Origin of the sequence: Leptolyngbya sp. FACHB-321 (assembly GCF_014695975.1) — a bacterium.
Taxonomy (GTDB): domain Bacteria; phylum Cyanobacteriota; class Cyanobacteriia; order Leptolyngbyales; family Leptolyngbyaceae; genus Stenomitos.
Genome location: NZ_JACJPI010000058.1, coordinates 34,359 through 57,600, shown reverse-complemented (window position 1 = coordinate 57,600; position 23,242 = coordinate 34,359). Strand labels below are relative to the sequence as shown.

20 protein-coding genes are annotated in these 23,242 nt (G+C 49.1%); 5 read left to right on the top strand and 15 right to left on the bottom strand.

The features are described from left to right. Positions 1–2 precede the first annotated feature (2 nt). The 4 genes from H6F76_RS11075 (at position 3) to H6F76_RS11060 (ending at position 2,902) form a co-directional block, all read left to right on the top strand. Positions 3–218: a hypothetical protein gene (locus tag H6F76_RS11075; RefSeq protein ID WP_190451015.1), complete on the top strand. Its 216-nt coding sequence runs from the start codon at positions 3–5 to the stop codon at positions 216–218. A gap of 127 nt (positions 219–345) precedes the next feature. After that, on the top strand, positions 346–612 hold the full coding sequence (locus H6F76_RS11070; protein ID WP_190508187.1) for an RNA-binding protein: 267 nt from the start codon (positions 346–348) through the stop codon (positions 610–612). 179 nt (positions 613–791) lie between these two features. After that, positions 792–2,015, top strand: coding sequence for a (E)-4-hydroxy-3-methylbut-2-enyl-diphosphate synthase (gene ispG / locus H6F76_RS11065; protein ID WP_190450268.1), 1,224 nt, complete (start codon positions 792–794; stop codon positions 2,013–2,015). A gap of 230 nt (positions 2,016–2,245) precedes the next feature. Further along, positions 2,246–2,902 carry a hypothetical protein gene (locus H6F76_RS11060; RefSeq protein WP_190508185.1) on the top strand — a complete coding sequence of 219 codons (657 nt, stop codon included), beginning with the start codon at positions 2,246–2,248 and terminating at the stop codon, positions 2,900–2,902. A gap of 74 nt (positions 2,903–2,976) precedes the next feature. Here the strand turns inward: H6F76_RS11060 and H6F76_RS11055 are convergent, their stop codons facing one another. From H6F76_RS11055 to H6F76_RS11015, 9 genes are all read right to left on the bottom strand, one after another. Continuing rightward, positions 2,977–3,519: a GIY-YIG nuclease family protein gene (locus tag H6F76_RS11055; RefSeq protein WP_190508184.1), complete on the bottom strand. Its 543-nt coding sequence runs from the start codon at positions 3,517–3,519 to the stop codon at positions 2,977–2,979. 165 nt (positions 3,520–3,684) lie between these two features. Next, a complete protein-coding gene (locus tag H6F76_RS11050) occupies positions 3,685–4,014 on the bottom strand; it encodes a hypothetical protein (protein ID WP_190508182.1) in 330 nt (109 codons plus the stop codon). A gap of 90 nt (positions 4,015–4,104) precedes the next feature. Further along, positions 4,105–4,803 (bottom strand): CatB-related O-acetyltransferase, encoded by a 699-nt coding sequence (locus H6F76_RS31000; RefSeq protein ID WP_190508180.1) that lies wholly within the window; start codon positions 4,801–4,803, stop codon positions 4,105–4,107. Positions 4,804–4,991: 188 nt separating this feature from the next. Beyond that, the gene (gene plsY / locus H6F76_RS11040) at positions 4,992–5,675 is read right to left on the bottom strand and encodes a glycerol-3-phosphate 1-O-acyltransferase PlsY (protein WP_190508178.1); all 684 of its coding nucleotides are present in this window, start codon (positions 5,673–5,675) and stop codon (positions 4,992–4,994) included. A gap of 91 nt (positions 5,676–5,766) precedes the next feature. Further along, on the bottom strand, positions 5,767–6,732 hold the full coding sequence (locus tag H6F76_RS11035; RefSeq protein WP_199322076.1) for a DUF3086 domain-containing protein: 966 nt from the start codon (positions 6,730–6,732) through the stop codon (positions 5,767–5,769). A 327-nt stretch (positions 6,733–7,059) separates the two neighbouring features. Beyond that, complete coding sequence (locus H6F76_RS11030; RefSeq protein WP_190508173.1) at positions 7,060–7,455, bottom strand: DUF3119 family protein; 396 nt, start codon at positions 7,453–7,455, stop codon at positions 7,060–7,062. Positions 7,456–7,817: 362 nt separating this feature from the next. After that, positions 7,818–8,144: a thioredoxin family protein gene (locus H6F76_RS11025; protein WP_190450275.1), complete on the bottom strand. Its 327-nt coding sequence runs from the start codon at positions 8,142–8,144 to the stop codon at positions 7,818–7,820. Positions 8,145–8,273: 129 nt separating this feature from the next. Continuing rightward, positions 8,274–9,074: a PspA/IM30 family protein gene (locus H6F76_RS11020; RefSeq protein WP_190450276.1), complete on the bottom strand. Its 801-nt coding sequence runs from the start codon at positions 9,072–9,074 to the stop codon at positions 8,274–8,276. 773 nt (positions 9,075–9,847) lie between these two features. After that, positions 9,848–10,291 (bottom strand): STAS domain-containing protein, encoded by a 444-nt coding sequence (locus H6F76_RS11015; protein WP_190508171.1) that lies wholly within the window; start codon positions 10,289–10,291, stop codon positions 9,848–9,850. A gap of 476 nt (positions 10,292–10,767) precedes the next feature. Between H6F76_RS11015 and H6F76_RS30440 the strand changes: the two genes are divergently transcribed. Continuing rightward, positions 10,768–11,271 carry a CPBP family glutamic-type intramembrane protease gene (locus tag H6F76_RS30440; RefSeq protein ID WP_190508169.1) on the top strand — a complete coding sequence of 168 codons (504 nt, stop codon included), beginning with the start codon at positions 10,768–10,770 and terminating at the stop codon, positions 11,269–11,271. Positions 11,272–11,416: 145 nt separating this feature from the next. Here the strand turns inward: H6F76_RS30440 and infB are convergent, their stop codons facing one another. From infB to H6F76_RS10980, 6 genes are all read right to left on the bottom strand, one after another. Continuing rightward, complete coding sequence (gene infB / locus H6F76_RS11005; protein WP_190508167.1) at positions 11,417–14,635, bottom strand: translation initiation factor IF-2; 3,219 nt, start codon at positions 14,633–14,635, stop codon at positions 11,417–11,419. Between the two features lie 843 nt (positions 14,636–15,478). Continuing rightward, positions 15,479–15,790: a YlxR family protein gene (locus tag H6F76_RS11000; RefSeq protein WP_190450280.1), complete on the bottom strand. Its 312-nt coding sequence runs from the start codon at positions 15,788–15,790 to the stop codon at positions 15,479–15,481. Between the two features lie 11 nt (positions 15,791–15,801). After that, positions 15,802–17,157 carry a transcription termination factor NusA gene (nusA, locus tag H6F76_RS10995; RefSeq protein WP_190508165.1) on the bottom strand — a complete coding sequence of 452 codons (1,356 nt, stop codon included), beginning with the start codon at positions 17,155–17,157 and terminating at the stop codon, positions 15,802–15,804. An 87-nt stretch (positions 17,158–17,244) separates the two neighbouring features. Beyond that, entirely contained in the window at positions 17,245–17,706 is a 462-nt protein-coding gene (rimP, locus tag H6F76_RS10990) for a ribosome maturation factor RimP (RefSeq protein ID WP_190450282.1), read from the bottom strand. Positions 17,707–17,924: 218 nt separating this feature from the next. Further along, on the bottom strand, positions 17,925–19,736 hold the full coding sequence (gene sppA, locus H6F76_RS10985) for a signal peptide peptidase SppA (protein WP_190508163.1): 1,812 nt from the start codon (positions 19,734–19,736) through the stop codon (positions 17,925–17,927). A gap of 64 nt (positions 19,737–19,800) precedes the next feature. Next, on the bottom strand, positions 19,801–22,620 hold the full coding sequence (locus H6F76_RS10980; RefSeq protein ID WP_190508161.1) for a zinc-dependent metalloprotease: 2,820 nt from the start codon (positions 22,618–22,620) through the stop codon (positions 19,801–19,803). Positions 22,621–23,242: the final 622 nt, after the last annotated feature.

The following is a 23,242-nucleotide window of genomic DNA, read 5'->3' as shown; positions in this document are numbered from 1 at the left end:
CTGTGTTTCTTGATGAACTAACCCCCCTTTGGCAAGAGTTTTCGCAACAACCTGTGGCATTTTTAGGTGGCTTTCTCTCTGGGGTCTTTCGCCTTAATCTGTCTGAAGATCCGGTGAAAAGCTGGCTTGATCAGCAGGCGGGCAGCACTACAACGTCATCAACGATTGGGGGCAATAATGGCAATAGCGGTGCGCCCAAGTCGATTTCGATCGATTAAAGTGTGCTAACCCATAACTAATCGCCTCTACAGGTATCAGATTTTTCAGAATGAGAGGGAAGCGATGTGCTATGACCTGCTTGTAGGGTTTTGCACAAATCCTTCGCCCCCTCCATCTGATCATCTTATGACTATCTACGTTGGCAATTTGTCCTACCAGGCAACTCCTGAAGACCTGACCGAAGTCTTTGCTGAATACGGCTCGGTTAAACGCATATCTCTTCCATCTGATCGCGAAACGGGCCGCTTACGTGGCTTTGCCTTTGTGGAACTTGCTGAAGAGGCTCAGGAAGATGCCGCGATCGCCGAGCTAGATGGTGCCGAATGGATGGGTCGCCAGCTTAAAGTGAATAAAGCAAAACCTCGTGAAGAGGCTCGTAGCGCTGCACGGTAAGCCGAGTGCGAGCACTATTGTTGCGTCAGGTTTAAATTTTGGGGCTTGAGGGCAGTTGTAGATCCTTCTGTACCCAAGATTTTGCCGCGTCTTAACCGTCAAACTTGCCCCATCTATGGCAATCTGTAAGAACAGAGACAAATTATCCTGTCTTGCTGCCAAGACTTAATTAATAGCGTATGCAAACTCTGCCTAGCCCACCCACCGCCGCAACACCTCTTACCGCAACCACCGATACCACCATTCAGCGTCGTAAAACTCGCTCTGTGCCTGTAGGGAGCATTACGATCGGCGGTCAGCATCCTGTAGCTGTCCAGTCCATGATTAACGAAGACACGCTGGACATTGAAGGATCGGTTGCTGCTATTCGTCGCTTGCATGAAATTGGCTGCGAAATTGTGCGCGTGACCGTCCCTAGCATGGCGCACGCCAAGGCGATGGAGGAGATTAAACGTCGGCTGCTTGCGACCTACCAGCCTGTGCCGCTGGTGGCAGATGTGCACCATAACGGATTGAAAATTGCGCTTGAAGCCGCTAAGCACGTTGATAATGTGCGCATTAATCCAGGGCTGTATGTGTTTGAGAAGCCGAAGAGTGATCGCACTGAATACACCCAAACTGAGTTTGACGACATTGGCGAGAAGATACGCGAAACGTTAGAACCCCTTGTCGTTTCGCTCCGCGACCAGAACAAATCCATGCGAATTGGCGTGAACCACGGTTCCCTGGCAGAACGCATGATGTTTACCTATGGTGACACGCCCGAAGGCATGGTTGAGTCGGCGCTAGAGTTCATTCGCATCTGTGAATCGCTTGACTATTACCATCTAGAACTTTCGCTCAAAGCCTCTAGAGTGCCCGTCATGCTCGCCGCTAACCGCCTCATGGTGCAGCGCATGAATGAGTTGGGTATGGAGTACCCGTTGCATCTAGGCGTGACTGAAGCAGGCGATGGTGAGTATGGGCGTATCAAATCCACTGCTGGCATCGGTACCCTTTTGGCAGAAGGCATTGGCGATACGATTCGTGTGTCTCTCACTGAAGCACCCGAAAAAGAGATTCCTGTCTGCTACAGCATTTTGCAAGCGCTAGGGTTGCGGCGCACCATGGTGGAATATGTTGCCTGCCCGTCGTGTGGACGCACGCTCTTTAATCTTGAAGAAGTGCTGCATAAAGTTCGGAATGCAACCAACCATCTCACTGGGTTAAATATTGCGGTCATGGGCTGCATTGTAAACGGTCCTGGCGAAATGGCAGACGCGGACTACGGGTACGTCGGCAAACAAGCAGGCTGGATTTCGCTTTACCGTGGGCGTGATGAAATCAAAAAAGTACCCGAAGCACAAGGCGTTGAAGAATTGATTAATTTAATCAAGTCAGACGGCTGCTGGGTCGATCCTTAGGAATGGGAAGGTCGTTGAAGCGTTGAGCAGAATAAAGCTGTTTTCAACCGGTAGATAGATACTGACACATGACCTTTTCTATAATCTTCACTGCCTTTATCTGTCTAATCTTCATAACGTTGCCAGCTCTGATTCTGTACCTCATCTACTCTCGTATATCAAACTCTTGGCAAACTCGTCAGGAAAGCAAGAGGAGAGGAAAGGAATATGCTGCTTATAAGGTACGTTCATTGCAACAAGAAATTTGTGCTAGACAGCCCTGGTTTGATCCTAGATCGCCGCATGACCTGAAAGTTACGACTTACTTGGAGCCGCAAGACCCGATCGAAGTGGATACGCTCGAGAATCTGCGCTTGAGCCAATCGAATCTCTACTCCCCCCGCAACCAGTTTATTGTTTACCAGCAGTGGGGTGAAAGGCTACCGGAGGGTGGTCGTCCCTATCTGGCGTTAACCGTGCCTGCTGCCGCTGCTGTAGCTGAAATCATTAAGGGTGGTCCAACCTGCAACCTGATTCTTCTTTGCACTACTTTTATGCCAGGTGCCATACGCTGCTTCGTTGACACACTGATACAAAATGAAACTCCTGATAGTGCGCCACAGCTAGAGTTTTTAGGTCTTTTCTGGTATTTCAGCGGTGATGATATTACTGATGAACCAGAGCATTCATCTGATGTTGCTTATGCCGCCAATCGTCTCCGGCTTAAACGCTTAACAGTTTTAACGGGAGCCTTCAACACCGAATGCGAAGATCTTTTAGTAGCAGGCTTACAGCAAAACACAACGCTGGAATATTTTGGTGTCTTCCATAAAACGGAGCAATACACCTGGGAACAGATCCCTACTCCATGGGTTGATGCATTGGTCAGTGCTAATCGCAGTCGGTAAAGATGGGAAGAGTATAGAGATCTCTTAACCATACACAAAATACGAGCTAGAAGAGCCTTCATGAAGTAACACAATTACTTTAAATCCAGCAATCCTGTTTCTTTTAGTTTGGGATTGAAGCGAATTTCGACTTGAACGCCGCGAGATTTTAGCACTTCAAGAATTGCTGCCTCCACTCGACGAGCCACCTGCTTGAGTACTTTCGTTTGAGCAAGTTCATCGATCGCCCCCGCATAACTAGCCTGTTCTGCTGGTGTCATCTGTGCCTTCGCATCGATCGCCTGCGTCCACTTGCCTTCATCCGCACTATTGCCCAACGGCACTGACCCGTTTTCACTGATCCACGCTGTCCGAATTTCTTCCAAGATCGTGCGATTGGGACGATCAATTGTCAGTACCTTTAGTCCATAACATTGGTCTGGTTGACGGACTAAATGCTGCTTCAGGCTTAAATAAACATCGCGTGAGTAGCCAATATATTGCAGCGTTTGCTGTTGATCAAAAATGGCATACACGCCCACTTTGCCCTGAAATTGTTCCGGCAGTTGACCGCGATCGTCAATGTAGGTAAGAGCTTCCAGACTGGAAAGTGTCGGTGTATCAGTTTGGGAAGACATTTTGTAAAAGATGGAGATCAAGAGGTAAGGATGAAAAGTTGCTTTTAGCCTACTCCTTCAAAAGAGCAAGCTACAGCATTTAGCTTTATCCTTTCTTATTAACTATTTATGGCAGAGGAAAGGATTACGTTTAGCCTTAAGTCTTTCTTTCAGCTAAAACTCTCACTAAGACTCGTTGCTGTGCCGATAAATTGCACAAAGCCGACTCGGCTTAAAGATTTTTGCTTTAAACATGAAATTGGGCGGCACATTAATGATGACGTAACCAGCAGCATTTTGAAATTTCTCGAACTCGGCTGGCATTCCTTTCGGCGTTGCTGCACTGTAGGGAACAGGTTGAAAAAGTAATTCGGTAAACTCCACCGCTTGGCACTGTGCCTGTTGAGCAACCTGCTGAAGAAAAGGGTCACTCGTCAGCAACTCAAACAACGCTGCTTTTGCATCTGGGTCTAGAGTAAAACTGCTATCGAAGTGATCAATAATTTTGAGTAGCATACGGCTAAAGTGCGCGATGACGAATTGACTGCATACAATAGGGAAAGAAACACCCGAAGATCTATTACAGCTTTAATAGACTGACTTGCTTCAATTTGCCATGTGTCGATCTATAGCTTCAAAAAAAGCTACTGGGTTATCACTAAGAAGCTTTGGAAGAAACTCTTCAATCTGAGCATCGTCCCAATTCCACCATTTGATTTCCAATAGTTTCTGAATTATCTCCTTATCAAAACGATGCCGAATTACACGAGCTGGATTACCAACGACAATTGAATAGGGAGGAACGTCTTTGGCAACCACTGCTCGCGCACCTATTACTGCTCCATCTCCAATTTTCACACCGGAAAGAATAACTGCTTCTTGTGCAATCCAAACATCATTACCTATATCAACATCTCCCTTTGTCATTGGATGCCCTGTGATTTGTTCTCCTGCTTTCCAAAGTACATTAAATGGATAGGTTGTAATCCAGTCAACTCTATGCTCACCACCAATAAGTATTTGAACACCTGCTGCAATTGAACAAAAAGAACCGATTCGTAAAGTAGCACCCTCTCCCCAAGAAAGGATTTGTAGATCAGTATCGTAGGTTCCTCGTCCAAATTGGTATTCTGGAAATCGCTCTTGCAAGCTCAAATTCTTGGGGTTTGTTTTCAAACGTGTGATTGCTGTATCTTCATCGGTTAAATCTCCTATAAAGCAAGCATCCTTAAATTCGCCCACTGTAGACTCTCCAGCACTTTTTCTGTAAATTTTTTGCAGTAGCGTCCTAACAGCTTGAACCATAAAACATCTCCCCGTAAGATTTCAAGTACCAAGCATTGCTAATTAGACTTGTACACTAACAAAATCAAGTCGAAAACAACTACAGCTTTAAGACCGTATCGTTTTTTGATCGTTCTGAGTCTGCAGCAAAGGAGCTTAAAGTTTGAATCGAATCACTAACTAAGGCTTGTCTTTCATGCCTAGACTCCTTATAAACGTGGTGAACTATCAATAGTTTGCACTGTTTGTCCCAATTGGGGTTCATCACCAGAAAGCAGGCGTTGGATGTTAGAGCGGTGGCGGAGGATGACGTAGAGTCCGCCTAGAAGACCAAACAGGATGTAAGGTAAGGGCTGGTGTGTGAGCAACATGAAACCAGAAACCGCGATCGCTCCTGCGATCGAACTTAACGACACAATCCTGGACATTGCTAGCACCAGCGCAAACACTGTCAGCGTACCAATGCCGACTATCCAATTCATGGCTAGCAGCACGCCTAAACTGGTTGCAACTGATTTTCCCCCAGTGAAGCCAAGAAAAACCGACTTGCTATGTCCTAACAACGCTGCCATACCGGACAAAGTAACCATCCACGGTAACCACAGCGTGGTTTCTACAGCTGAAGGCAAAAACGCTTGAGCCTGAGCGAAGACGTAGAACCAATGGATAAGCGCGATCGCCGTTGCTCCTTTAAAGATGTCAATCAGGAGCACTACCAGGGCTGGAACTTTACCCACTGTGCGTAAGACATTCGTAGCACCTGTCGAGCCAGACCCATGCTCTCGAATGTCAATACCTTTCAATAATTTCCCTGCCCAATACCCGGGCGGTATCGAGCCTAGTAAATAAGCTCCTATAAGCAGCAGCCCATTCAAGGCAACCCAAAGTGCCATCGCTTGCTTTCCTTAATGCATCAGGGCATCGCTCGTTGTAAGCCAGGAGTAGCGATCGCGCCCATAACTAACAACTAAGCACCTAACAACTTTAATACGAATAGGTCGGCACTTGAGGATTGGGCGCAAACGCTAACCAAAGTGGAAATTGTAGCAACGACAGACTAATCTCATCTTCCGTTTCGTCAATGATGATTAGCGGCAATAGTCCATCTTTCACGAGACGATCAGCTTTTTGGGTCAGCGGCATGGGGTCTTCAAATAAGCCAACACCACGTTCTGGACCAAACTCACCACGGGTAATACCGAGACAATCTTGTAAACCCCGTCGCCATTCACCTAACCGTTCAGGCGATTGAGCAAGCACTAAGGTACGTAGACGATCGCCATACAGGGTGTACAAAATCGAAACAGTCGCTGAGGCAATCAAGATATTCTGCAGGCGACTGCCCATTGTTCGCACTGCACCACGTCCACCTTGAGTGAAGAACCAGTTGGAAACACGATCAGCATGAACGGGTTCAAAGGTACGTCGAAGCTGCCACGCAGAGCCATAATAGTCAGGACGATTCCGGTACTGATCCAGCAGATTGCGAATTTTCTTCGTTTGCTCTTGAAAACTCTGTTCACCAAATTGGGGTGCAGTCGTTTGCTGCGATGACGATTCTTTAACGGCAACTCGATCAACCGCTTTAACAGCAGCGCCAGGTTGGGGCAACTCTAATTGTTCTGCCGCAAGCGCCAAGTCTTGCAGACTACCAACCAGGTAGTCTTTAAAGCTTTGCACTCGGATTGCCAAATCCTGTGACACTCCAGCAAAGGTCGTTCGCATTTCGTTGCGAACCCGTTCTTGGCGGCGCTCAAGTTGCTCGACGCTAACCTGAAGAGCCTGTTTACGTTGCTCCAGTTCTTTTAATCCTTCCTGCACCAACCGCCCCAAAGCTGCCTGCGATGCTGCCGTTTCCTCTTGAAGACGAGCTTGCGAAGCCTGTAGTGTGGCAATTTCTCGTCTTAAGGTTTGTTCACGCCGCTGGAGATCGGCGACCCGTTGTTCCATCTCTGTCACCGTTGGTGGGGCTGAAGCGTTAGACGGTTGTGCCTGCGCCCCCTCAAGTCGCTCTACTAAGGGCAGTTTTTCCTCTTCAAGCAGTGCCTGGGCAGACGCTTCCTGAATACCGAGAGGCTCCAACGTTGAGCGATCGCTTGTCTCCTCAAAGATTGGTTTAGCAAGGTCAAAGGTCGCAGAGGCTTCAGGCTGGTAGTTCTCTCTACCCGTCGTCGTTGGTAATTCGTCTGGGTTCATATGCAATGCAGTTTTAAGTTGTTGATCACTAGTCGCCAGCAAGACTGAGAGCCTTCTATCAAGCAACTGTACAACTAGCGCTTAGGAAAGACGACAACGAGCGTCAAGGCAAGCCCGTAACGCTTTAGGGTCAAAGAGAATGGGTAGAAAGTGAATGCTGTTGACCTCTTTAAAGTAAAAGAGAATCGGCACAGGCGACCAAAAAATGCGCCAGTTTTGCCAATCCTGGTAAGGGAAGCGGCGAATCAGCGTTTGCCCCCGCTCAATGTCTAATGCCGTCTCAGTAAAGGAAAGTCGCAACGTCGCGGCTTGAACCAGTAAAAAGAACCCAAACAGCGCGATCGCCGCACTCACCCATACCTGTACAAAAAACAGAGGGACAGCCAAGAATACAATGGCGATCGGCAGATTGTAACTGGGTGATAGCACGATCGTTTCCGCAGAAGCAGTCGAGGCGGCAGTTGTCGTCACAAACATTACTCCCACTGTTCAAATCTATATTGCTCTTATCCCTTATTCTATGCTGAACGGTTCGCGGCTGAACTGCTAGCCCTGAAGTCGATAGGTTTGCAGAATAGCCTCTGCCCTGACGTTTACCTTTGCAGAGAATTTCTAAGGGAATGTGCGCTATTAATGCAGCAGACTCAACTGACGTTAGCCAGTTAAGCTGGTAGCCCTAATAAGAGTAGAAGGATCTCTAAAAAGTTGGGGCAACGTTAGGCAACTGAACAAGATGCATCGCATAGCGTAACCGAAATCAGAGTTCCCGCAGCAGGCAAGACCTCATAGTCCTTAAAGACATTTTCAGATCATGAGGGAGCACTGCCCTGACTGTCACCTTAGGCAAGATGAGGACTCAGAAAACCCTCTAGCTTTTGCTTGCTAATTGCGCCTTCAGTTGACTCCAAGACTTCTCCAGTTTTGAACAACCGGAACGCAGGGACACCCTCGATTTTGTATGTTGCAACGGCAGCGGGGTTAGGGTCTACCTCCATTTTGACAATCTTGAGGCGATCGCCGTAGGTCGTTGCCATCCCATTTACTACTGATGTCATCAGACGACAAGGACCACACCAGCTTGCCCAAAAATACACCAGTACGGGTTGGGTCGCCTGCAAAACCTCTGCTTCAAACTCCGTGTCCGAAATTGTAATGACGCTACTCATACCCGTTCCATAACCATGTCAACAAAATAATGCTTCCGTATTCTGGCGTGTTTTGCCATTCCCAGACAAACAGGAACGGCTAAAGGTTAAACAGTTTTATCCTCTAGCCGTTCTTTTTACAATTGCACTCTACAACTGATCGAGCTTTGTCTTCAGATCTTCAAGTTCAGCATCAACAGCAGGATCGGCGGCGGCAGTTGCTGAAGCTTGCGCGGTCGTTGGCGCTGCCGTTGCAGTACCAGGAAGCTGTGCCTGTGTCTGAGGTGTTGCTGGTCCCAGTAATTGCGCCTTCATTGCTGCCAGTTCATCATCAACACCGTTACCGGATTCTAGCAACGCAAACTGACTCTCCAGATCGGCACCGGCAAGTTCTGCTGAGGCTTGCGATCGAGCCTCCATTTGCAGCACTTTGTCTTCCATGCGCTCAAAAGCACCCATTGCGCTGCCAGTGCCCAAGCGACCCACGGTGTTTTGCAGTTGCTCATTGGCTTTAGCAGCACTTGCCCGCGCTTTGAGCATATCCTTCTTAGTTTTTGCTTCTGAGATTTTGCCTTCTAGAGCAATTAGGTTTCGCTTGAGTGTATCAACCATCGTCACCTGTTGATCAAGCTGAGTCTTGAGGCTGGCTGCTGTTTCGCTGTTAGTTTTCTTACGAACAAGAGCTTCGCGCGCCAAATTCTCATCACCTTTTTGGAGGGCTAGCTGCGCCCGTTGTTGCCAGTTATTTGCTTCGGTTTGAGCCTGATTGTACTGCTGCTGACTACGCTTTTGGCTGGCGATCGCGCTGGCAACGGCTTGCCGTAGCTGCACCAAATCCTCCTGCATATCAATGACAGTCTGTTCAAGAATTTTTTCGGGGTCTTCTGCCTTACTAACGACATCATTCAAGTTGGCTCTCACGACCCGACTCACACGGTCAAATAATCCCATGACATTCCTTTCCTTTCTGCGGTGTACAAGATTAGCAGTGCAGGCTGAGACATTCACCTGCCGATCGCCCCGATCACATTTTAAGCAATGACTATTTGATAACTTCTGCGGTCAATCCTTCCACTACAGAACAAAAATAAATAGCCTCGACTCTAGTGTAGAAACTCTTAAGCACGATCGCATCGATCGCAAGGGATTTTTTAAGAGATGCAATAGTGTTGAGCCTAGAAGACTAGCATAGCAATGAAGCAACTTGAAAAGTTGGATCACTACAATAGTACAAACCTTGCCAGATCTTTGGTGCCAGAGGCATTTCTGCAACTGCCAGCAACTAAGCCTGCTAGTGCATACAGGGATAGTCGAATTATTTAGAAACCTACGCCACAAGGTAACCAGAGCGTAATTCAAGGTGAATCAGCCAACGCAATCAATGTTGTAGTCAAAACCCCAAAAATTGTACGGGCATTTATAGAGCTGCCCTGCATGTTTAGGGAGCGACCAACTGCACCGGGCATAAATCACAGCTTGTCAGCCTTAGACTTCACCACTGAGGCAAGGCTTACCGTCAGGACGCTCATTTAGCTAGCTGTTAAGTAGGAGGGCTAAGATTAACTACCACTGAGGGACCGGGTTTCGACTGCGCTTAACCCGCCTACATGTAGAACTAAGAGCATTGGGACTTCGGCGTGAGCGCTCAGTCGAAATGCGTCTTATAAAGAATTAAATAATTACGCCTGGCTACTTAGAGCAACGCTCGAGCTAGGTAGCGACGCTTATCCGTGCGTAAAATTGTCTAAAAACGCCTCTAAGTTGCTGCTAAAGGTATGTTTCCAAGCGCCAACACTGCTTTCTTGCTGCTGTGCCCATTCGGTTTCTAATGCAAGACGGCTCTTTGCATCCAGTGCTTGGAACAGCATCTGTTTACCAAGCGCTGTAGCGCGCTGAATGCCTGCGACCAGCGCTGCAATACCGTATGCATCCAATGAGCCAACCCATAATAAATCGACAATCACACCGTCTGTTGCTTGTTCTAGTATGCTTTCTAACCCATGTTGAAAGTCACCGCTGTTAGCCTGGTTCAGCGATCCGTTGGGCTGAAGGACGAGGAAACGTGGTCTTACTGCTGATGCAAGGTGCGGTAGCGTTAAAGCTTTAGTATATGCAAGTGCTACAGGTGGTACTACCCTTACATCGATCGCATCGATCGTCATGTCCATAACATCTCCAGGTTGCCAGATCGGCGTGATAATCGATAACTGTAAAGCATCAAAAAAGATACACTCACCTACCTATACAGTGGACGAAGTTGTCTAGTTAAATGCTGTAGTTAATCACTGGCTCCCTGTGTTTGTTATCAGTTATGCCACTGCTATATATCACTCTAAACCAATGCGTCTCGTCATATGCAAAGGTGATTTTAGTCACTGACAAGGAGCAGCAGTTGGTAAGAAGTTCACTGTATTACAACACGGACTTAAGCTACTATTTCAAGCCGTTGTAAGAGTCTCTAGAGTTGAGTCACCGTCGAACTGCGGAGCAGTAGTTCAAGTCGGATAAGCCACTCGTCTTACAAAGCCGATTGGTTTGCACAAGCAAAGGAAGCTGTATTCTTTCCAACTTCGTACTGTTGCTAGGCATACTGTAGAATGTCACCTTGCCGGCAAGCAGCTCTTTGCTTAGAGTAAACTTCTAAGTGCAAAGCCTTTTTCGTCGCATTACATGTGCGTTTGTTACTGTCCCATGTGCAAAAGATTGGGTACAAGCAGTTGAGCTGATCGTCATTTTTGCTGTTCTTTACTTGCCGATCGGTTTTACGTTAGGCTTCCTTAAAATTGAGATCCAGTCGTCCTGGCAAACCATTCTTAGCGTCATTACAGGAACGTTTTTCATGCCAGCGTTGCTAGAAGAATTAGGTTTTCGCGTTGTACTACTGCCCCATCCAACAGAATTTCCAACTTCAAAGCAATGGATTTTTAGCCTACTTAGTTGGTTTGGGTTTATGGCGTATCACTTACATCCGTTTACTCCGCTCTTTTTTAGAGAACCTGCCTTTCTAATTGGCGCAGGGTTGATTGGCATTGTTTGCACAATATCTTATTTAGAAAACGGCTCTATTTGGGTTCCGGTCACGATACATTGGCTCATTGTAGCGGCATGGCTGCTGCTCTTCGGTGGCTTAGCGAGATTTCACAGCTAAACCTGACGTACTCCTTTGACAAGCGCAATTAGCAATCAATACTGCCAGCACCGCATTGTTTTTGAGAGGGGCGACCGAACAAAAAAGTGGGGTCACTCTAAAGTAACCCCACTTTGCTTCATAGACTCATCACCTAGCTAAGTGATTATTTTGGCGAAAGCGTCCGGCGCTTAGTAATCATACGATACGCCTCAATGACATCGCTTTCCTTCCAAGCGTTGAAGCTATCAATACCGATACCACACTCATAACCGGAGTTAACTTCACGGGCATCTTCCTTCATCCGCTTCAGCGAATCCAGATTGCCTTCGTAAACGACTTCGTTGCCGCGACGAATCCGCACCTTACAGTTACGGACAATCTTGCCAGATTGAACATAACAGCCTGCAACTGCACCGCGTCCTACAGGGAAGACTGCGCGTACTTCAGCCTGACCCAGAGCTTCTTCAATGAGTTCGGGTTCAAGTAACCCTTCCATCGCAGCTTGGATATCATCTAACAGGGCGTAGATGATGTTGTACTCACGCACATCAACGCCAGCGCGATCGGCTGCCTGACGCGCTCCAGTTGCCAACGTGGTGTTAAACCCAATCATGACGGCATCACTAGCGGCTGCAAGGTCAACGTCAGTTTCACTGATTTCACCAGGAGCAGCATACAACACGCGCACCTGTACCTCGTTTTGGGGTAACTGCTTGAGAGCACCTAAGAGCGCTTCTACAGAACCCTGCACATCTGCTTTTAAGACCAGGTTTAGTTCCTTGAGTTCACCTTCTTGAGCACGTGCCGAGAGAGTATTCAAGCTGACGCGGCGTGAAGACATTGCCTGTAGTAGACGAGACTGACGTTGCTCATCTGTTTTATCTGATGCAACTGAGCGGGCTTCTTTCTCGTCATCAAAGACTTGAAAGTCGTCACCAGCGGCTGGCACATCGCCCAGACCCAGTACCTCGACTGCAAAGGATGGGTCTGCTTGCTTAACGCGTTGCCCACGATCGTCCACCATTGCCCGCACTTTACCAAGAGCAGAGCCAGCAACGATCGTATCGCCCACCCGTAGCGTACCGTTTTGAATCAGTAGTGTTGCCACAGGTCCCTTCGCTTTGTCGAGATGAGCCTCAATTACCGTGCCTCTCGCAGAGCGATCGGGGTTGGCATAGAGGTCTTCTACTTCAGACACCAGCAGGATCATCTCCAGCAGAGTATCCAGGTTCTCACCCGAAATCGCACTAACCGCTACCATCACGGTATCGCCGCCCCACTCTTCGGGCACTAAACCGTACTCGGTCAGTTCTTGCTTCACGCGGTCAGGCTGTGCTTCTTCCTTATCAACCTTGTTAATGGCGACGATGATAGGCACTTCTGCTGCTTTAGCGTGGCTAATTGCTTCGATTGTCTGCGGACGCACACCGTCGTCAGCAGCCACTACCAGGATGGCAATATCTGTAACTCTTGCACCCCGTGCCCGCATTGCGGTGAAGGCTTCGTGACCAGGCGTATCAAGGAAGACAACCTGCTGCATCTGCCCTTCATGCTCAACATCGACGTGGTAAGCACCAATATGTTGGGTAATGCCACCCGCTTCGCCTTGAGCAACCTTGGTCTTGCGAATCGCATCAAGCAAGGTTGTTTTACCGTGGTCAACGTGCCCCATGATAGTGACAACAGGCGGACGACGCTGGAGTTTTTCCAGGTCATCGGCATCGATCATCTCAGTGATTTTCTTCGCCTCAGCTTCTCGCTGACCCGTTTCAACCTCAACGCCCAACTCTTGCGCCACCATTGTGGCAGTAGCGATATCCAGAGTCTGGGTAACAGTTGCTGCGATCCCCTTCATAAACAGAGTACGGATAATATCCGTATCAGGGATTGACATGATGGAAGATAGCTCTTGCACGGTCAAACCACCGTGAAGCACAATCGTCGTCGGCTTTTCAACCTTGACTTCCTGTTCACGTCGATCGCGTCGATCGCGCGAACCACCTGAAGCTCTTTTCGCCCTGGGTGCTGCTGTCGGGGCTTTCACCTGAGGTACGCGGGTAGACTTTGGCTTCGCAGGACGGACCAGAGACAAGCTAACCGGCGCGGCTGCATCACCGTCTTTGTTCAGAAGGCTGTCGATATCTTCGTCTTCATCCTCTACCGAAACTTGAGTACGGCGCTTTGTCTTGCCAGCCACCTTAGCGGCTTTTTCAGCTTCGCGTCCTTCCTCCTCTTCCTCCTGCCAGCTCTTAGCTTTTTTAGCACGTGGTAGCGTTGGTCTCGCTTGCAATAGTGCATCTGGAGACGCCGTTGCACCAGGAGCGGTTGGAGCACTAGCCGAAGGTGCATTCGGTCGGTTGACTCGCAGCACTACACCTTCGGTAGGTCGCGAACTTTCGACAGAGCCTTCGCCGGGGCGAACAGGGCGAGGTGGACGACGCAACTCAACGATCGTCTGTGGCTTAGGAGCTGAACGAGGATCAGTCGGTCTTACAGGACCAGGAGCCCGATTAACAGGAGCAGCAGGTCTGGGCACCCTTGGTGGCGAGTCAACAGCACTATCTGTACGTCCTGCAGGCTCTACAGATTCATTGACTGTCTGAGGTACCTGCTCCGATCGCGCACGCTTCAGAAGGGGTCGATTGGTCAAATTGACCCGTTGTGCATTGATCGAGGCACTGGGCGGAGCGGGGCGTGCAGGTGGACCCGACAATTCAGGCTGACTAATGTTGGAAGAACTGCTAGCAACAGCAGGAGTAGCCTCTATTGGAGCTTCTGAAGGTGCTAGAGGCGCTTCTTGAACACTTTCCAACTTAGTATTGCTTTCTAACTCAGTACTAGAGTCATCTAAGTCATCAACAGACTCATTAGTCAGAGGCTCTGATGAAGGTATAGCGGGTTCAGGACGGATCGCTGCATCGATTGCTGGAGCGTTCGCCGTAGCAGGATGGGCTGGACGGCTCGGTCCTGATGGTCTGGGTGGCGCTGGGTTAGCGGGCATTGCAGGCGGATCGATCGCCACTGGTTGAGGAGCGCTCGGACTCGGTTGTTGAGGTGGTTCCGGGCTGGGCGCTTGGCGAATGATTGGCTTGCGAATTTCAAGAATTTGCTGCTTCTTCTGCACTGGAGCGGCTGCTTTCGCCTTTGCCTCTGCCGCCTGAGAGTTAGCCCCGTTACGAGATGGGGCAGACTTAGCAGGAGAGGGACGATTGGCAGTATATTTCTCGGCAGCCGTACGAATTAACTCAGCTTCAGAATCAGTAATGGTGCTGCTATGGCTTTTTACTGAAATACTCAACTGTTCGCAAACGGCTAATAAATCCTTATTGTCCAAATTCAATTCCCTTGATAACTCGTAAATTCTGACCTTGCCATTATTCATCCACTCTGCCCTCGCTACCTATCCTGTTTTCACATAATTGCCTGCTGCTTTGACTAAAACGACATTGGATTCAAATTGAACTCGTTTCCACACTGGGAACAAAAGACCTACTGATTCCGATCGGGGTTGCTCTAGCTTCTCATTACAACAGTCCCAGAGCTACATGGGCAATGCCCACGATTTACACAGAGTTCTCTCTCCTAATCTTGCATGAATATGGTGGTACTGTCCCAATTTCACGTTCCGATTTCTATCAAAATTAACCCCCAATCCAAACATTCACTCTTCTCACACTAACCTACCTTTGACAAATCCGCCGCAAAGCATAGCTCCAGAATAAGCTTCTTGGCTAAAGCATAGATTTTTATCTATACAGAATAAGTTGGTATGAGAGTGGAGCAGAGGCACTACCTGCAACCTTGGGAAGTAGAAAACGGCGGTTAAGCATTACCTGGGTTACCGTCCTTTCTCAGACCATTAGAAAGTTCCTTTTGAGGAGACAGTAAAGTTTAACTTGTGACTCTCAATGTGACTCTCAAGTAGGGCAGCGCGGCTAGAGGGTATCCAATAAATGATGTGCCACCTAGGTTTAGAGCTTCTTTAGCAGAAGCTCGTAGTGCTGCCTACCAGATTGCTATGTAGACTGCACCGAATCACAGTGTGAGTTACCACCTTAGGAGCCAAAACTAACGCTATTAGTCTAGCCAATACCTGCCCTTTTGCGTGCAATAGTTAAGCAAAATCGCCTCTTTTTTGCAGAGTGTTAACTATGGGCAGATGGGGATCAAGCTATTTCGTCAGTCTTTAGGCTGTTGAGATGGCTGCTTCGCTAATCTAGTTTTGCTAGTCTGGCAAATTTGTCTGGTTCACCTCATGCTGAGTTGCCTCACTACTGTTAGCAAGCCGCTGCCAGAGGGCCTGAAACAATTCATCCGCTACGGCTGCTTTAAGCGCCCGACCCAGACGATTTTTTTTCTGCGCCAGTTGAAGACAGGTTGTTTGTGGGCAAAGGTATGCTGATCGCCCCATTCCACTGTCTAGCTGCACGTATGGAGGCGAGTCGGCTTGAGACGGAGCTACTCGGACAATGCGCCAAAAGGCTTGCTTTGTGGCAATTTTACGACAACTGATACAACAACGGTAATTTGGCTCCATCACATAATCGTTTAGGGGCGCTTAAGTGCATCGTCGGACTCGACACCAGAGCCGTCGGCTGCCGCACCTGCTTCTTGATCGTCATCAGAGCGATTAACTGCAATTTCAGGGGCTACATACTCAGTATCGATCGCGTCCTGCTCTTCGTCTTCGTATTCCTCATAATCTTCATCAAGCGGATAGAGCTGACGACGGGTTTCCAAGGCGGCGGCAATCTTCTCGTTCTCGGCTTCGTAGTCGTACTTTGCTGAGTCCTTGATGTCAATTTTCCAACCTGTAAGACGGGCTGCTAAACGTACGTTTTGACCTTCTTTGCCGATCGCCAGACTTAGTTGGTCATCCGGCACCAGCACATGCGTTTGCCGCCCTTCTGGATCAACTAGCCGCACTTCATCCACTCGTGCTGGACTCAATGCATTAGAAATATACGTAGCGGGATCAGGCGACCAGCGAATAACGTCAATTTTTTCGCCACGTAGCTCGTTCACTACAACTTGAATCCGCGACCCTCTTGCGCCAATGCAAGCACCAACCGGATCGACATCTCGCTCTAACGTATCCACCGCAATCTTGGTACGCGGACCCACAAAACGAGACGGGGGATTTGCTTCGCGGGCAACAGCAACAATACGAACAATTTCGTCTTCGATTTCAGGGACTTCGTTAGCGAAGAGATAAACGACCAGGCCTGCGTCTGCTCTTGATACCAACAGTTGCGGTCCCCGGTGAGCACCTTCTGATACTTTTTTTAAGTAGACCTTGAAGGTTGCATTTGCTCGGTAATTGTCGTTGGGGAGCTGATCCCGCTTCAGCAGTTCTGCTTCGACTTCTGGTTGTCCAAAGCTGCTGTTGACCGCCATGATGACAGATTGTCGCTCAAACCGCAGCACCCGTGCCTGCAAGACCGTGCCTTCGAGATCTTGAAATTCTTCTTGTACCAGCTTGCGTTGCTGATCGCGCAGTTTTTGGGCAAGTACTTGCTTCGTTTGAATCGCAGCCATACGCCCAAAGTCATCTTTGTCAGGAGTGACATCTAGCACCACGGTATCGCCTGGTTGTGCCTCAGCCGCCACTTCCTGCACTTCTTCAAGGGCAATTTGGTGGTCGGGATTATCTACTTCTTCAACGATCGTTTTTGCAGCCAGCACCCGGAAGCCTTCTTCTTCGACATCCAATTCGATCTCGAAGTTAGCGAAGTACTCTTCATCGAAATTGGGATTATCGAGCCGTTGAGTACGGCGATAGCGTTCGTAGCCCTTGAGCAACGCCTCTCGCAATGCAGCCTGCACTGCCAGCTTGGGCAGGTTTCGCTCCCGGCTGATGCCATCAATCATGTCTCTGAGTCCAGTTAGAGTGACCATTGACATTGGGAAAGTCTCCGTAAATGTGGGGGAATGAAGGGGAATGGGAGGACTGGAGTTGCTACCCCTTAAAAACTGCCGTCTTTGCTTGAGTTATCGCCGTTCGTCTAATTGCACTGTTTTTACCAGTGGGCGCGGAATGGCGATCGCCCGTCCTTTTTGATTGAGGTGGACGGCATCTTCATCACGACGAATAAGTTGACCCGTCCATGTTGTTTGCCCAGCGTACGGCTCAACTGTCGTCACAATGATGGCAAAACCTTTGAAGGAGATAAACTCGCGATCGGTCGTCAACAAACGTGAGATGCCAGGGCTAGAAACTTCCAGCACATAAGCATCCGGCAGAATCTCTGTTGTATCAAGCGTTGATTCCAGAGCGCGGCTCATCTGTTCACAATCTTCCAAGTTTGTATCGCGCTCAAGGTTACGAATGTCAACTCGCAACACTGGCGGCTGTTGGTTAGTGTGAAACACTGCCCCAACGACTTGCAAACCGAGGGCATCTGCCAGGGGCTGTGCTAGATCAATGACCTGTGGAATGAGCGGATGAGCCATAAGTACCAATAAAAAAAGTGGGCGTAACCCACTTCTCACGAAGTTAAAACTTCACGAAGCTAGGAGGCACTGCGATGAGTCCTCGTAGCGCTCTTGCCTAGTTTAGCGTATCAATCCTAGAGTTGACGCAAATTATTCTACGCAGCAGTGTTGTGTCGCTGCGATCGCGCTTAATTGCGCTAGCGGATGGCGATCGTCGGTAGTTTGGCGCCGTCAGTCTAGTCAATTCTAAAATTAAACGGCAGGCGTACATACACGCCCAAGGGGTCGTTCATTGACTGGAGTGCAGTTAAATCGGACTGAAGCTTTGTCACTTGGACAGTGAGTGGATCAGGAGTCGTGCCGCTCTGACCGAACTTAGCCGCAGCGTCATTGCCTAATTGCTCAAACAAGCGTTCTGCAAACCCACGTGTCTTGGGGTATTCTTCGATTTGCCAGTTATCGCCTAAATTAGCGCGTTTAGCAGCATCGCGTATGGCTGCGTCTATGCCGCCTAGTTCGTCTACCAAGCCAAGCTGTTTGGCTTTTAGCCCAGACCACACGCGTCCTTGAGCAATTTCGGCAACTTTAGCTTTGGTTAATTTACGAGAATCAGCAACTTTTGTAAGGAACTGGTCATAGATTTGGTCAACTGATCGCTGAATGATTGCCAGTTCTTGCGGATTTTTGGGACGGGAAGTGGTTTGGCTATCCGCGTAGCGTCCAGTTTTGACCGCATCCCACGTGATGCCATTAGCGTTGGCGATCGCCTGAAAATTGGGCTGGATACCAAACACACCGATGGAGCCTGTAATAGTATTGGGTTCGGCAAAAATGCGATCGCTGTAGGTTGAAATCCAGTAGCCACCCGATGCTGCGATCGACCCCATTGAGACGACCAGTGGTTTAGCTTTGCGTGTGAGTACCACTTCTCGCTGAATCACCTCTGAAGCCGTAGCGCTGCCACCAGGACTATTGACCCGCAGCACAACTGCTTTTACATCGTCATCCTGGCGGATTTGGCGGAGTTGTCTTGCAAGGCGATCGCCACCCACACTCCCAACGCCACCTTGACCACTAACGATATCACCCTCGGCATAGACAACAGCAATCTGCTGCTTACCGCCTCGATCAATCTTCGTTTCAGCAATTTTGGCGTAGGTTGCTAGATTCACTTGACGGAACGACTTGGTTTTCTCATCGCTTCCTGCTAGCTTTTTCAAGTCGGCAATAACTTCATCCGTATATGCCAGCTTGTCTACCAGTCGGCTTTTCAAGGCTTCGTTTGCCATCAAAATGCCCCGACTGTCTGCAATTTTTTGTAGCTGTTGCACGCTAAGTTTGCGGTCTTTGCCTGCGGCAGTTAAAAACTCACCCCACAAATCGTTGAGCAGTTGCTGCGTCTGTGCACGATTTTCGGGACTGCGCTTAGTAAGCAAAAATGGCTCTACGGCTGCTTTATACTTGCCGACCCGCGTTACCTGAACGCCAATACCAAACTTTTTGAGTGCGCCAGCGTAAAACATCGTTTCGGAACTCAAGCCATTGAAGTCAAAGGAACCAACGGGGTTGAGCACGATCGTATTGGCAACGGAACCCAGGTAGTACTCTCTTTCCGCCCAGGAAACGTCATACGCAATAATTTTTTTGCCAGAGGCTCGAAAACGCTGCAAAGCCTCTCGCACCTCTTTAAGAGTGGCAAACCCAGTGCCGCTAGTGCTGTCTTCGTTCCCATAAAGGTAGATACCAACAATTTTGGCATCGCGGGTTGCCTCATTAATGGCATCTAGAACAGCGCGGAGGCTAATCGTTTCGTCGGCTGGATTACCTGAGAGAGCGTTTCCTAATGCTTGGCTAGTGCTAGAACTGCGCTTTGCATCCGTGATATTAGTGCCCAGATCAAACACTAACACCGACTTATCTTTCACCTGAGGTTCAGTATCACGTGCGGCGATCGCAATAACCAGGACTAGAAGACCACTAACGCTTAAACCTAGAAAAATTAATAAGCCCAGTACGGTTGCCAGGGTGTTTTTAAAGAAGTCGCGCATTCAAAGAGGTTCCAGAGGTGCCGTTTCTATCCTAATTGCCTTTATCCTAATCGCGTTTGTCCAATCATTGGGTTTGCAGTTTGGCATCCAAGATTTTGGCAAGGCGATCGCGCGTTTCCTCTAGATAGGCTCTTGTCTCAATGTTTGCGTCTCTGCCCTGCCGCTTCAACATATGATCGAGCGCATTGGCGAGCTGCTTCAGTTCATACCATGCCAAAGTGCGAGCATCATCAGGCACATCAGCAGTACGCAATACCATATTGGTCAACGCTTTCAAATGCTCACGCTGTAAGCCTCGCCGTAGGCTAGAGAGTTGCAGTTTTTCCTCTGGCTTAAACATTTCACCCCAGATAGCAGTTTGCAGAGTGCCGAACAGCTCTGGCAAGGCGAAGGACTGCCCATGTGTCTTGAGGTCAGCATCGCGCAGTCGGGACAGACGATCGGTGTTCAGCAGGTCATACAGCACCCTCGCTTGTAGGGAAAGGATGCGATCGTGAATCGGGTAATCAAGTGAATCCATCTGTGCTTCTTCGCCCCAATGTTCCCAGCGTGACGGAGCGAGCTTGTTTAAGAAGGCAGGGGAAAACCGAAATTTATTGGCATCAAAGACGTGGGTTTGCAGCAATGCTAATGCTTGGCGCTGCTGTTCAGCGGGGACCGGCTCAAAGGGCAGCCGTCCTGCCACATCGCCGCTCCGAAAGCGATTAAAGGCTTGCCCACCCACATACGTGGTTAAGAACCTGGAGTATTGGAAGTAATAGTAGAAAATTTCATCGAACTTCTGCCGCACGTCGCTAAAGCTTTCGCCTTTTGTAGGAGAGCTTTGATCAAGCGTTTGCCACATTTTGAGAGCATTCTCCATCTGCCACGGTGCGTAGGTCAACAGATCCCCACTGAGGTCAAAAGGAGTCGCCAGTGGGTCTAGCCCAGCATAAATATCTTCATCCGTGGCATAGGCCAGCGCCGGTTCAGGGGCACGTCCAGCAATCTTGTCCAATAGACGCATTTCGGCTTGCGGTACCAGGGCGTTGCTGGGGGTATAACCGTAGGCGATTGCCCACTCATCGTAAGGACCAACCGTCTGTGTAAAGTAATCACCCTGAGGCGTGCCCTGGGGTGCAAGATTTATAGCGCTGTAGTCCATTACGGATGACACTAAACCGTTCTGATGCGTGATTGTAGTGTTGTTTAGCTCGGCGGGCGACAACATGGCACTGCCTCGGAAGTTGTGGCGTAGTCCCAGTGTGTGTCCGACTTCATGGGCAATGAGCGATCGCAAATAGGACTGCACAAACTGCTTCATCGCGTTACTGCCGGGTGCTGCACTGTGCAACATTGAGAGCGACATGGCACCGATCGTCAACTGCCGTGACGCTTCTGCGCCGTAGCACAGGTCGTAATTACCCAATCGTTGCAGCATCCGTCGAGACTTTAAGGCGGGTGCCGACATTGACTTCGAGAGGGGAGTTGCCATCCCGTCACCGCAGAGTCTGGAACGACTCGTTAAGGGCTTTTGTGCTGACTGCGATTGCTGCGACTGCGAGAAGGTCTGATATGTCCGCTTGAGATACCGTGCAAAGTTAGCATCAATCAAAATATCAGCATCCAAAATCTCGCCTGTGAGCGGATTGACCCGTACCGGTCCCATGCCAGCAAAGTCGGCATCAAAGGAACTGAGCCAGCGAATGGTGTTGTATCGCACGTCCGCAGGGTTCCACGTAGCATTGTCAGGCATCTGGCGCACTTCGATCGCGTCCTTAAAACCTGCCTGCTCGAACGCTTTATTCCACATCAAAACACCGTCTCGCACCGCCTCTCGATATTCCAACGGCACTGTATTTTCAATCCAGAAGACGATCGGTTTCTCAGGCAGCGAAAGCAGAGCGTCAGGGTCTTTTTTCTTCAAATGCCACCGCTGGATGTAGCGGACAAATGGCTCTCTCGGCGAATCGTCCGAAAAGTCTTGGTACGCCGAGATAAAATAACCGACGCGATCGTCTGCCAACCGAGGGCGGTAGTCATGGTTTGCAGGTAGCTGCGACAGACTGTAGCGCACCCGCAGGTTAAACGTATTGCTATCTGGCAAGGCTGACAAAAAGGGTGGTGGTTCTCCTCCCATCGCACCCGTAATGCCATAATCAGACTCCAATTCCACATTCAGCGGAAACACTTGCACTGGACCGAAGGACGCTTTGCCTGCTTCCACGTTGTAGGTTGAGCCAAGCATATCTGCCAAAAACTGGCTTAGTTGAGGTAGATCGCTGAGGAACAGTGGCTTTAGATCAATGAGCAGGCTTTTACGCTGGGGATGAATGCTGCGAATTGTGAGTGCCTGCAACACAGAATCGCTAAAAGAACGCTTAATCGATCGCTGGAGTGGATCGCCCGGACGAGTCCGAAAAAAAACGTTGGGCACCACAAACTGAAGCTTGTTGCCAACGCGACGAAAGTTGAATAAGAAATCTTTGAGTGGTAGCCCGCTGTAGATCCCACCTTGCCCAATCCCCGATTCCATGGTGATGGTGCAGAGGTAGTTGACATTCAGTTGCTCAGGCTTGATTTCAGCATAAAGGTTGCCGCCTGCTCGATCGCGATACAGCGTAAACAGCCCATTGAGCCGCTCGGTTCCCTTGGTCGCTTGCTCAAACGGCATTAGGTTTGACGGTGCTGGCGCAGTCTCATCTTCGTCGGATTGAGCTTGAGCAAGGGTCTTTGCGTTGATCGCTGGTTGAGTACCTGTTTTACCAGCGTTAGCGTCGAGCGATCGCTCCGCAGAGATGATCGCCGTCTGCGATCGCGATGACCATTCGCCCCGAACGGCGGCTGGCAGTAACACCAGCAGTAATCCCAGCGCAAACGCTGCCGCCAGCAAAATTCGTTTCATGTGTCAGCGCTGTATCCAATAAAGGAAAAACCGTCGAAGCATCATACTGCTAAGGAGATTTCTACCAAACAAAGTACCCATAGAGGCAGGTTTAGCAACAGGACTAGCAGCTAGAGAGCAAGATTCTGACAAAAGCGCCCGAATTCCTGCTGGCAACTAGCTACAGAGCTACTGATAGCCGCACTCAAAAATCATACTGCTACGTAATACAGCTAACTGTGACCTAGATACCACTATTCTTAGCTGAGAGTCGGGGTGCATCTCTTAGCTGAGAGTCTAGGTGCATCGCGAGCGTCTGCAAGTCCGTGAGGTCAGAGGCTAGCCGTCAACATGAGCAACTAGCGCCGTTAAACACCGCTAACTACGGAAACGTTTGCTGGTGGGCACCTTGAGAAACCAGTATTTTTCGCCTATCAAGGGATTTATTTTATAAACTCTATCAGTGTTACTACTATCTACTTAACTCATTACTGACTCAGTAATTTCAACTAAAGCGAAACGTTTAACCCGTAATTTTACGGTCCTTACAGTTGTGTATTGCTGTTGCTTAATCAAACAAAACTTTGTTATTAGATTTTTTGTGCCTTAGGAATCCAAACATATTCATTGCTCAAAAAAATAG

What these genes read in the sequence shown, in the direction of transcription:
- H6F76_RS11070 (WP_190508187.1), top strand. Translation starts at nt 346, where the DNA reads ATGACTATCTACGTTGGCAATTTGTCCTACCAGGCAACTCCTGAAGAC.
- ispG (WP_190450268.1), top strand. Translation starts at nt 792, where the DNA reads ATGCAAACTCTGCCTAGCCCACCCACCGCCGCAACACCTCTTACCGCA.
- H6F76_RS11055 (WP_190508184.1), bottom strand. Translation starts at nt 3,519, where the DNA reads ATGTCTTCCCAAACTGATACACCGACACTTTCCAGTCTGGAAGCTCTT.
- H6F76_RS11050 (WP_190508182.1), bottom strand. Translation starts at nt 4,014, where the DNA reads ATGCTACTCAAAATTATTGATCACTTCGATAGCAGTTTTACTCTAGAC.
- H6F76_RS31000 (WP_190508180.1), bottom strand. Translation starts at nt 4,803, where the DNA reads ATGGTTCAAGCTGTTAGGACGCTACTGCAAAAAATTTACAGAAAAAGT.
- plsY (WP_190508178.1), bottom strand. Translation starts at nt 5,675, where the DNA reads ATGGCACTTTGGGTTGCCTTGAATGGGCTGCTGCTTATAGGAGCTTAT.
- H6F76_RS11035 (WP_199322076.1), bottom strand. Translation starts at nt 6,732, where the DNA reads ATGGAACAACGGGTCGCCGATCTCCAGCGGCGTGAACAAACCTTAAGA.
- H6F76_RS11030 (WP_190508173.1), bottom strand. Translation starts at nt 7,455, where the DNA reads ATGTTTGTGACGACAACTGCCGCCTCGACTGCTTCTGCGGAAACGATC.
- H6F76_RS11025 (WP_190450275.1), bottom strand. Translation starts at nt 8,144, where the DNA reads ATGAGTAGCGTCATTACAATTTCGGACACGGAGTTTGAAGCAGAGGTT.
- H6F76_RS11020 (WP_190450276.1), bottom strand. Translation starts at nt 9,074, where the DNA reads ATGGGATTATTTGACCGTGTGAGTCGGGTCGTGAGAGCCAACTTGAAT.
- H6F76_RS11015 (WP_190508171.1), bottom strand. Translation starts at nt 10,291, where the DNA reads ATGGACATGACGATCGATGCGATCGATGTAAGGGTAGTACCACCTGTA.
- infB (WP_190508167.1), bottom strand. Translation starts at nt 14,635, where the DNA reads ATGAATAATGGCAAGGTCAGAATTTACGAGTTATCAAGGGAATTGAAT.
- H6F76_RS11000 (WP_190450280.1), bottom strand. Translation starts at nt 15,790, where the DNA reads ATGGAGCCAAATTACCGTTGTTGTATCAGTTGTCGTAAAATTGCCACA.
- nusA (WP_190508165.1), bottom strand. Translation starts at nt 17,157, where the DNA reads ATGTCAATGGTCACTCTAACTGGACTCAGAGACATGATTGATGGCATC.
- rimP (WP_190450282.1), bottom strand. Translation starts at nt 17,706, where the DNA reads ATGGCTCATCCGCTCATTCCACAGGTCATTGATCTAGCACAGCCCCTG.
- sppA (WP_190508163.1), bottom strand. Translation starts at nt 19,736, where the DNA reads ATGCGCGACTTCTTTAAAAACACCCTGGCAACCGTACTGGGCTTATTA.
- H6F76_RS10980 (WP_190508161.1), bottom strand. Translation starts at nt 22,620, where the DNA reads ATGAAACGAATTTTGCTGGCGGCAGCGTTTGCGCTGGGATTACTGCTG.